A 7,551-nucleotide genomic window follows, 5' to 3' on the forward strand; every position below is an offset into this window, starting at 1 on the left:
GACAACTACTCCGCGCACAAGCACCAAGACGTGCACCAGTGGCTCGACAAGAATCCGCGGATCCACCTGCACTTCACTCCGACGTACTCGTCATGGATGAACCTCGTCGAGGTGTTCTTCGCGATCATCACCCGCCAAGCCATCCGCCGCGGCAGCTTCCGGTCCGTTAAAGACGTCACCGCCGCCATACGACGGTTCATCGACACCTGGAACGACCGCTGCGAACCGTTCGCATGGACCAAGACCGCCGACGAGATCCTCGACAAGGCCAACCGTCAAAACACGTCAGTTACGGAACACTAGGTGGTGCCGGGCATCAGGTCCATTTCGTGAAAGCCTGATGACCGCCATGATCCTCTTTTGTTGTTCCTGCCCCGGCTACCCGGCCGCGCCGCATGCTGGCGCGGATCGAGCTCGCCTCGCCTGATGAAGGCCACGGCGAGCAGCAGCGTCGACTGCAGTGCTAGGCGGGTTGTTGGTCCCCGACGGGTTGCTCGAGCAGGCGGATGAGGGCAGGGATGGGTACGACAAGGCGTCGGCCCGGTCGCACGGCGGGGATGTCGCCGCGCCTTGTGGCGTCGTAGGCGCAGCTCCGGCCCACGCCGAGGAGTTCGGCCGCCTCCTCGACGGTGAGTGTTGCGCGGTCGCGGATCTCGTCGAGTCCCATGTCGCCTCCTCGAACGGTTGCTTGGTCGTTCCCTCCTGAAGCGCAACAACTTTCGGCTGGCCACCTCACAGGGACCTCACAGGAGGCGGTCTCCGAGCCATCGGATGTCGCCGTGACACCTCACAAGCCAACGGCAGCGCACTCTGGAGTGCGGCATCCGCGCGCCGTCCGGCGCAGTCCTCGATTCGCCTGACAGAGCCCCCGGACCCTCGGAAAGCCCGCTGGGCGGCCGTCCGACGGCCTCGTTGAGGCCTCACAAGCACCTCACAGAGCCTTCCGCGCCCGTCTTGTGAGTTGTGTGTGAGGTCTAGATCGGAGCTTCCTCGCGATCGACGACCGCGAGGAGCGCCCGATGCACGACCACCCCGACACGATCATCGACGACCTCGACCACGAGTGGCAGCGACTTCTCGCCACCGGGTCGGTCGACCGAGCGCTGGCTGGTTGGCGCCACGAGGACGTCCGCCTGGTCGCGTTCTCGAGCACCACGGAGCTGTTCTTGTTTCTGGAGGACCCGCGGACCCCTTGCTGCAGTCAGGACGACGTGCTGGTCGCCCTGCTCACGATCGGGCGTCGCGACCCCCTGGCCTCCCGCGTGGTGCTCCAACGGTTCGTTCCCGCACTCAAGCGGATGGTCGCGTGGGACCAGCCGTTCCCAATCTCGGAGTGGGCCTGCCACGTCGTGGCCGAGGCCTTCGAGGTCGCCGCCACCTACCCCGTCGAGCGGCGCCCCGAGCGGGTCGCAGCCAACGTCGTCATGGACGTCCGCAAACGCCTGTACGCGCTGCTGGCGGATCACCAGACGTCGCAGGCGGAGTTGGCCCACCAGCCGTTCATCGGCGTTGCGGCCGTGCCCGATCCCGCTGAGGGGATCGAGGCCGCCCAGCTCATCGACTGGGGGCGCCGCGAGACCGGGCTCCGCCCGGACGTGGCCGCGCTGATCGTCGCGACGCGCGTCCTCGGCTTCACGGTCAAGGAACTCGCCCACCGCCTTGGCGTGCCGAGCGCGCGGCTCCGGCAGCGGATCTCACGCGGCGAGCAGCGCTTCCGCGAGGTCGTGCCCGCTGTCTGAAACCGCCTGTCACACGGCGCCCCGTTTTCCGGCCTCCATCCATGAGGCGATCCGGGAAGCCGGGGCCGGGCGCAGCAAGAGGAGAAGCCCATGAGGACCGACGAGCCAGGCAACGGCATCACGCAGATCGGTGATACGGGAGCGAGCACGAGAGAGTTGCTTCGGCGGTTGACCGACCTCGGGATGGGAGAGGTCGCGGCGGCCCAGCTCGTCCTCACATCACCCGATCGCGTGCTCGCGCGCGCCATCGACGCTTTCGAGCTGACGGCCGACGACGCTCCGGTCGACGCCCGCAGGTGGATCGCCGCAGCCGTCGAGGACCCCGAACGCATCGAGGATGTCCTCGAGCGGCGTCGTGGCTGGGACGCCTGGCGTCGGATGCACCGGTCGTGGGAAGCCGCCGACGCTGACCGTGCCGAGCAGGAGCGCCGCTCCCACGGCTGGGGCGCCGCAATCTCCGAAGCGCTCGACGACCGGAAGTTCCTGCGTGCCGTTGAACGGGTCAGCGAGCCCATCCGCGTGCTCGGTCGCCGCTCCCTCCGCGTCGCACGCGCGCAGCTTCTCGCGTGGGCGGTGGCGGTGCACGGCGCACAGCCGGACGTGCCACTCGCCGTCGCGCTGGCGGCCGACCTCGCCGGAGAGGGGACCACACCCGACCGGCTCGACGGGGGCCTTCCGGAACCGCCCGCCCGCGTCGACGGCCGGGACAACCTCGACGAGCGGCTGGCGGCGTCGATCGACCAGCTCGCCGAGGTCGAGCACGAACTGCCGCCCGAACCGACGCCGGCGCCCGTGCCGTCCACCGCTCGCACGCCCGAGCGGACGATCGAGCGCTCGCTCGATCGGGGGTGGTGACGATGGCTGCCGTCGACCCCGCCCGCCCCATCACGTCCGCGGACGACCTGGCCGTGAGCATCGCCGCGCAGCTGTGCTGGCACGCCTTCCGGATCTGCCAGGCGATGGCCGCCAGCCTCGACGGCCTGCAGGACGACCTGGCCGAGATCTCCCGCCACTGCGACGCGCTCATCGAGATGGCGCTCGACCTCGACCGCCAGGCGGAGGACGACGCTCACCCCGCGGGGGTCTGCGATGACCGCCCCGCATGAGACGCCGGAGTTCCAGCACTCGGTCGAGTACACCGTCGAGCTCACCTTCCGGGTCGAGGGCAGCGCCCGCTGGCAGACCGCCTACCGCAGGGCGGAACGCATCGCGGAGCGCCTCGCCAACTACGCCACCCGCGCCGCTCACGTCGTCGAGGTGCACGCCACCGGTGGACCGTCCACCGAGGGCGAGATCGTCACCCGCGACCGCGTCCGGTTCTCCGAGGCGAACACCGGACGCGGCATCTACGGCGACACCTCGAAGCTCGATCGCTGGATCGACCCGGAGTTCGAGCGAGCCCTCGACTCGCTCGCCCGCGCCAACGCCGAGGCCCGCGCCCGCCGCAACGCCGACCGTGAGCGTCGGCAGGCCGTCAGCTGCCCCAACACCTACCGGATGGACCACGAGGCTCCACGCGACTGCGCCTGCGTCTACTGCGCCCCCGGCCGGCATCTCGACAGCCACACCGGTCTCGCCTCGGGCGTGCAGTTCCTGACGCCCCGTTGCCTGTGCGGCGCGCCCACCGCCGGCTGGCACCAGCGCTGCTCGCGCCACCGCGACCTCGAACTGGTCGTCCTCGACGGCGACCCGCCCGACCTCGCCCGCTTCGCCGACCTACTCGCACGGGAGCCCCGGGAGCCCGACCGGCGCCCCGAGCAGCCGCCGCCGGGACCACCCGGCCACGGCGGCCCGGAGCTGCCCCCGATCGACCGCTGAACCAGGAGGAGGAACCTATGAGCGACTACACGATCAGGCTGGACTGGCCAGCGGCGGACCTGCTGGCCTACGCGCTCCAGCGCACGATGGACGACCTCGAGGCGCGTGCCATCGTCGCTGAGCACCACGACCTCGAGTTGGGTCCTGCCAGCGCCGCGGAGTACCGCGCCGACATCCAGCGGCTGCGCGGCGTACTCGACCAGATCTCGCCCGGTATCCGCCCGCCGGATCCGGAGCAGGCCGCTGTCCGGTGGCTCGACGGCATCTACACGATCGCTGGCGGCGAGCCCGTCGCGATGGTGTCCAAGCGTCACGTGCGCGGGATCCTCGACGCCACGTTCGCGCTGTTGGACGCGGGTCTGCTGTCGCCCGACCACGCTCAGGAGCTGCTCGAGACGGCACTGGAGCGCGGGAGCCATCGGCGGAGCGCTCAGCCTTCGTCGGGGCCCTCCTGGCGCCCCATGGGCATGATTGCCTCCAATCCAGTCCTCGCACACATTTCGCACACGAACGTGTGAGAATACGGTCGCACGTGCCGGGACGGGCGGGGATGTGGATCCCGCGGCACATGGCTCCAAGTCCAGCTTCGGTGGGATTCTCAGGCGTCGGCCGGAACCTGTCGGGACGCGCGTAGGTTGACTCATAATCCGTTGGTTGCAGGTTCGATCCCTGCCGGGCCCACCATCGTCAGGACCGCGAAAGCCCAGGTCAGGGCACCTAACAAGCTCTCTTGTGAGGTGCTTGTGAGGTACCGCGGGCAGGGTTCTTGCTAACGGTTTGTTAACGAGCCCCTGACATCGGACATCGGTCACGACGTCGGGTCCGGCCTTGTCCACAGGGTCGACGCGTTCGCGTGTCACACGAACCGCCTCGAAGCGGCCTCCATGGAGTGACAGGAGGTCGACAGATGAGAGGACACGTCTACAAGCGCGGCGAGACCTGGACCGCGGTGTTCGACGTCGGCGAGCAGCCCCGCACGCGCTGCACGTCGTGCGACTGGAAGAGCTGGGGCGTGAGCGCCCGGTCCCGCTGCCCGGAGTGTCGCGAGCCGGTCGAGGTCCGCCGCGAGCGTCGGCAGCGGTCGAAGGGCGGCTTCCCGACTAAGGCAGCCGCCGAGGACCACCTCGCCCTGCGGCTGGCGGAGATCGCCCGCGGGGCGCACGTGATCCCGAACGACATCACGGTCGGCGAGTACCTGTCCCGCTGGCTCGAGGTCCAGCGCAGCCAGCTGGAGCCGACCACCTGGGTCAACTACCGCCGGCGCATCGCCCGGTACTTCGAGCCTGCGCTCGGCGGGATCCCGCTCCAGGCGCTGCGCGTGCAGCACCTCAACGCGCTGTACGCCGAGATCAAGGAGCGAGGCGGGGCCAAGGGCCAGCCGCTGTCCGTCGCGACCGTGCGGCGCCTCCACGCCGTCCTGCACAAGGCGCTGAACGACGCCGCGAAGCAGGACCTCGTGGCCTACAACGTCGCGAGCAAGGCGACGCTCCCGAAGCGCGACATCCACCTCGACGAGCCCAACGACAAGCGCTTCAAGGCGTGGAACGCCGAGGAGCTACGCAACTTCCTCTCGCTGATCGAGGGGCATCCGCTCGAGCCGGCGTTCGTGCTCGCCGCCAACACCGGGATGCGGCGGGGCGAGCTGGCCGGGCTGATCTGGGAGGACGTCGACCTCGACGGCCGCCAGCTCTATGTCCGCCACGCCCTGGGCTACGTGAACAAGCGGGCGTACCTGAAGGCGCCGAAGACCAACCGACCGCGCACGATCAGCATCGACGCCGGCACCGTCGCCGCGCTACGGGTCCGTCGCCGCGTTCAGGCGGCCGACAAGCTCGCGTGGCCCGGGGAGTGGGCCAACGAGTGGGGACTGGTCTTCACGCGCGAGGACGGTCGCTGGATCAACCCGATGCAGTACACGGACAAGTTCCGCAAGCTCGTCGAGGCCTCGGACCTGCCCCGGATAACGCTGCACGACCTCCGCCACACGCACGCCACGTTGATGCTCCAGGCCGGCGTCCCGGTGAAGGTCGTCGCCGACCGTCTCGGTCACGCCGACATCTCCATGACCCTCAACACCTACGCCCACGTCCTGCCAGCCATGGACGAGCAAGCCGTCGCCGCCTTCGTCCATCACGTCTACCGAGACCGCGATGTCCACTGACCTCCGTTCCATCCCCTCTCCGATCCCTCCTTCCCTTCCCACGTCCTCATCCCCACGACCCCTGCCCATCCCAGACCCCCCTATCTACCCACTGACCTTCTCCCGACCCGAGCCCCTTATCCCCTTCCAGACCCCCATCGATCCACCCCCTCCTAGCGCCTCACAGACTTGCACCGGGGTGCGCAGGTCGACGCGTCAACGCGTCGACGGCGCTTCCGCGGAAGCGCCGAGCCCGTCCACGACCAGGAGGTGACCGATGAGCCGCGACCAGCAGACTGCCCGCGTCAACGTCAGCGACGACGAGTGGATCGAGTTCCGGACGCTCGCGATGCGCAAGCGCCGGAGCATCGCGGACTACCTCGGCGATCTCGTCCGCCGCGAACTCGACGGGTCGACGGAACCGACGGACGAGCCATGCGACGAGAAGTCCGAGTCAGCTCGCCGACACTCCCCGCCTCGCGTCCGGCTCGCCGACCAGGAGCTGCTCACCGGTCTCCCGCGGCCGCGACCGGAGTCGCCAGCATGGGATGAGTGACCGGCCTCCCGAGGCCCTCGGAAGTACCCTGTTCGGACTCGGCATATGCGACGACTTGCGATGAGCGACGACCAGCGCGACCTGATCGTCCGTGACCCGAACATCTGTCACGGGCAGGCGACCGTGCGCGGGACCCGGATCATGGTCAGCGTCGTCCTCGACGCTCTCGCCGACGGGATGACCGAGGAAGAGATCATCGCCGAGTACCCGACGCTCACCGTCGAGGGCATCCGCGCGGCCGCCGCCTACGGTGCCGAGCTCGCCCGTGATGAATACCCGGCAGTGGCGGCTCGGCCTTATGACCGGTTGGTGGCTAAGGCAGTCATAGAACCGGTAACCGCTCCGAACCGGACGCGTCCCAAGCGGACTCCTGCCGAAGGGTCCGTGAGCGAACTCGTCGCGGAGCAGCGCCGGTAGCTACGCCGATGCGATGATGTCAGGCCGGAGGTCGGTCAACAGCGTCGACGCAGCTTTGATTTAGATCTCGTCCCACTCACCCGGAGTAGCGGTGGTTTGGCTTGTGGTCGAGCACCTCATGGATGAACTCGCCGCGAGATTGCCCAGGAGCGGTAAATGCTTCCCAGACGTCGGGAGGGCATGCTTCGTAGCACCACTCTGTGCCGTCCGGGAAGCGTACGAAGATGGCTTCGGCATCAACGTCGTAGGCTTCGGCCACGATTCGGCTCGAGTCGGCAGGTCGCCATTCAGGTGTCATCGTCTTCCTCGTCTCCCTCCGCGTATGTTCCGCGCCAAGCCGCGATTGCTGGGACCAAGTCGGGCAATTCGGGGTCTTGTCGCCATGACTCAAGTGACGGGTCATCAGCGAGCGGAAGCGGTGACGGGCGTTCGATCAGCGTCCGAGCTGGGAGGACAAGCGCTTCTCCGCTGACGACTGCCTCGCCCGTCCGAAGCGACGGCAGGACTGCCGCGAGCTCTGTCACGCTGTCAGGTAGAGCATGTCGGATCTTCCCTTGGTCGGCGCTGTTAGTGAGCCGAAGTGCGACGAGGGTGCCCGACTGAGCAAGAGCTGTGTCGGGCAGCTCAGAAGGTCGCTGCGTGACAAGGAGAAGCCCTACCCCGTACTTGCGACCCTCGCGAGCGATACGGTTAGCAGCCTCGTGAGCTGTTGCGGCCGCGCTCTCGCCTAGTGTCCTGTCCGATTGAAGCGCTACATTATTGTTCGGTGCCGGTTGCTTGGAGTATGTCGCCGCAGTAGCGGCCGATCGACCCCAGGATCTCTTCGCTGGTCTTGGTCCACACGAACGGTTTGGGGTCGTCGTTCCAGACCTGGATCCAGC

At 68.3% G+C, this 7,551-nt stretch carries 12 protein-coding genes; 9 read left to right on the plus strand and 3 right to left on the minus strand.

What is annotated here, in order from left to right; translation table 11 throughout:
* A partial coding sequence (locus KY462_16285) for a transposase (protein MBW3579256.1) occupies positions 1-303 on the plus strand: 303 nt, incomplete at its 5' end.
* Positions 304-463: 160 nt separating this feature from the next.
* Here the strand turns inward: KY462_16285 and KY462_16290 are convergent.
* Positions 464-667 (minus strand): helix-turn-helix domain-containing protein, encoded by a 204-nt coding sequence (locus KY462_16290; protein ID MBW3579257.1) that lies wholly within the window; start codon positions 665-667, stop codon positions 464-466.
* 352 nt (positions 668-1,019) lie between these two features.
* Here KY462_16290 and KY462_16295 point away from each other — a divergent pair, with 352 nt between their 5' ends.
* The 8 genes from KY462_16295 to KY462_16330 all read left to right on the plus strand — a co-directional run bounded on the left by KY462_16295 (position 1,020) and on the right by KY462_16330 (position 6,670).
* Positions 1,020-1,739: a hypothetical protein gene (locus KY462_16295; GenBank protein MBW3579258.1), complete on the plus strand. Its 720-nt coding sequence runs from the start codon at positions 1,020-1,022 to the stop codon at positions 1,737-1,739.
* A gap of 90 nt (positions 1,740-1,829) precedes the next feature.
* Positions 1,830-2,594: a hypothetical protein gene (locus KY462_16300; GenBank protein MBW3579259.1), complete on the plus strand. Its 765-nt coding sequence runs from the start codon at positions 1,830-1,832 to the stop codon at positions 2,592-2,594.
* 2 nt (positions 2,595-2,596) lie between these two features.
* Complete coding sequence (locus KY462_16305; protein MBW3579260.1) at positions 2,597-2,845, plus strand: hypothetical protein; 249 nt, start codon at positions 2,597-2,599, stop codon at positions 2,843-2,845.
* Positions 2,829-3,557: a hypothetical protein gene (locus KY462_16310; GenBank protein ID MBW3579261.1), complete on the plus strand. Its 729-nt coding sequence runs from the start codon at positions 2,829-2,831 to the stop codon at positions 3,555-3,557. Before KY462_16305 ends, KY462_16310 begins: the two co-directional genes overlap by 17 nt.
* 17 nt (positions 3,558-3,574) lie before the next feature.
* Entirely contained in the window at positions 3,575-4,075 is a 501-nt protein-coding gene (locus KY462_16315; GenBank protein ID MBW3579262.1) for a hypothetical protein, read from the plus strand.
* A 389-nt stretch (positions 4,076-4,464) separates the two neighbouring features.
* Positions 4,465-5,718, plus strand: a complete 1,254-nt coding sequence (locus KY462_16320) for a site-specific integrase (protein ID MBW3579263.1) — start codon at positions 4,465-4,467, stop codon at positions 5,716-5,718.
* 256 nt (positions 5,719-5,974) lie between these two features.
* Positions 5,975-6,253 (plus strand): hypothetical protein, encoded by a 279-nt coding sequence (locus KY462_16325; protein ID MBW3579264.1) that lies wholly within the window; start codon positions 5,975-5,977, stop codon positions 6,251-6,253.
* Between the two features lie 60 nt (positions 6,254-6,313).
* Positions 6,314-6,670 (plus strand): DUF433 domain-containing protein, encoded by a 357-nt coding sequence (locus KY462_16330; protein MBW3579265.1) that lies wholly within the window; start codon positions 6,314-6,316, stop codon positions 6,668-6,670.
* 76 nt (positions 6,671-6,746) lie between these two features.
* On the opposite strand, the gene KY462_16335 is transcribed toward KY462_16330, so the two are convergent.
* Positions 6,747-6,968, minus strand: coding sequence for a KTSC domain-containing protein (locus KY462_16335; protein ID MBW3579266.1), 222 nt, complete (start codon positions 6,966-6,968; stop codon positions 6,747-6,749).
* The coding region (locus KY462_16340) for an ATP-binding protein (protein ID MBW3579267.1) at positions 6,958-7,551 on the minus strand (594 nt) is incomplete at its 5' end. The genes KY462_16335 and KY462_16340, both read right to left, overlap by 11 nt.

The sequence above is a fragment of the Actinomycetota bacterium genome, assembly GCA_019347675.1.
GTDB lineage: Bacteria > Actinomycetota > Nitriliruptoria > Nitriliruptorales > JAHWKO01 > JAHWKW01.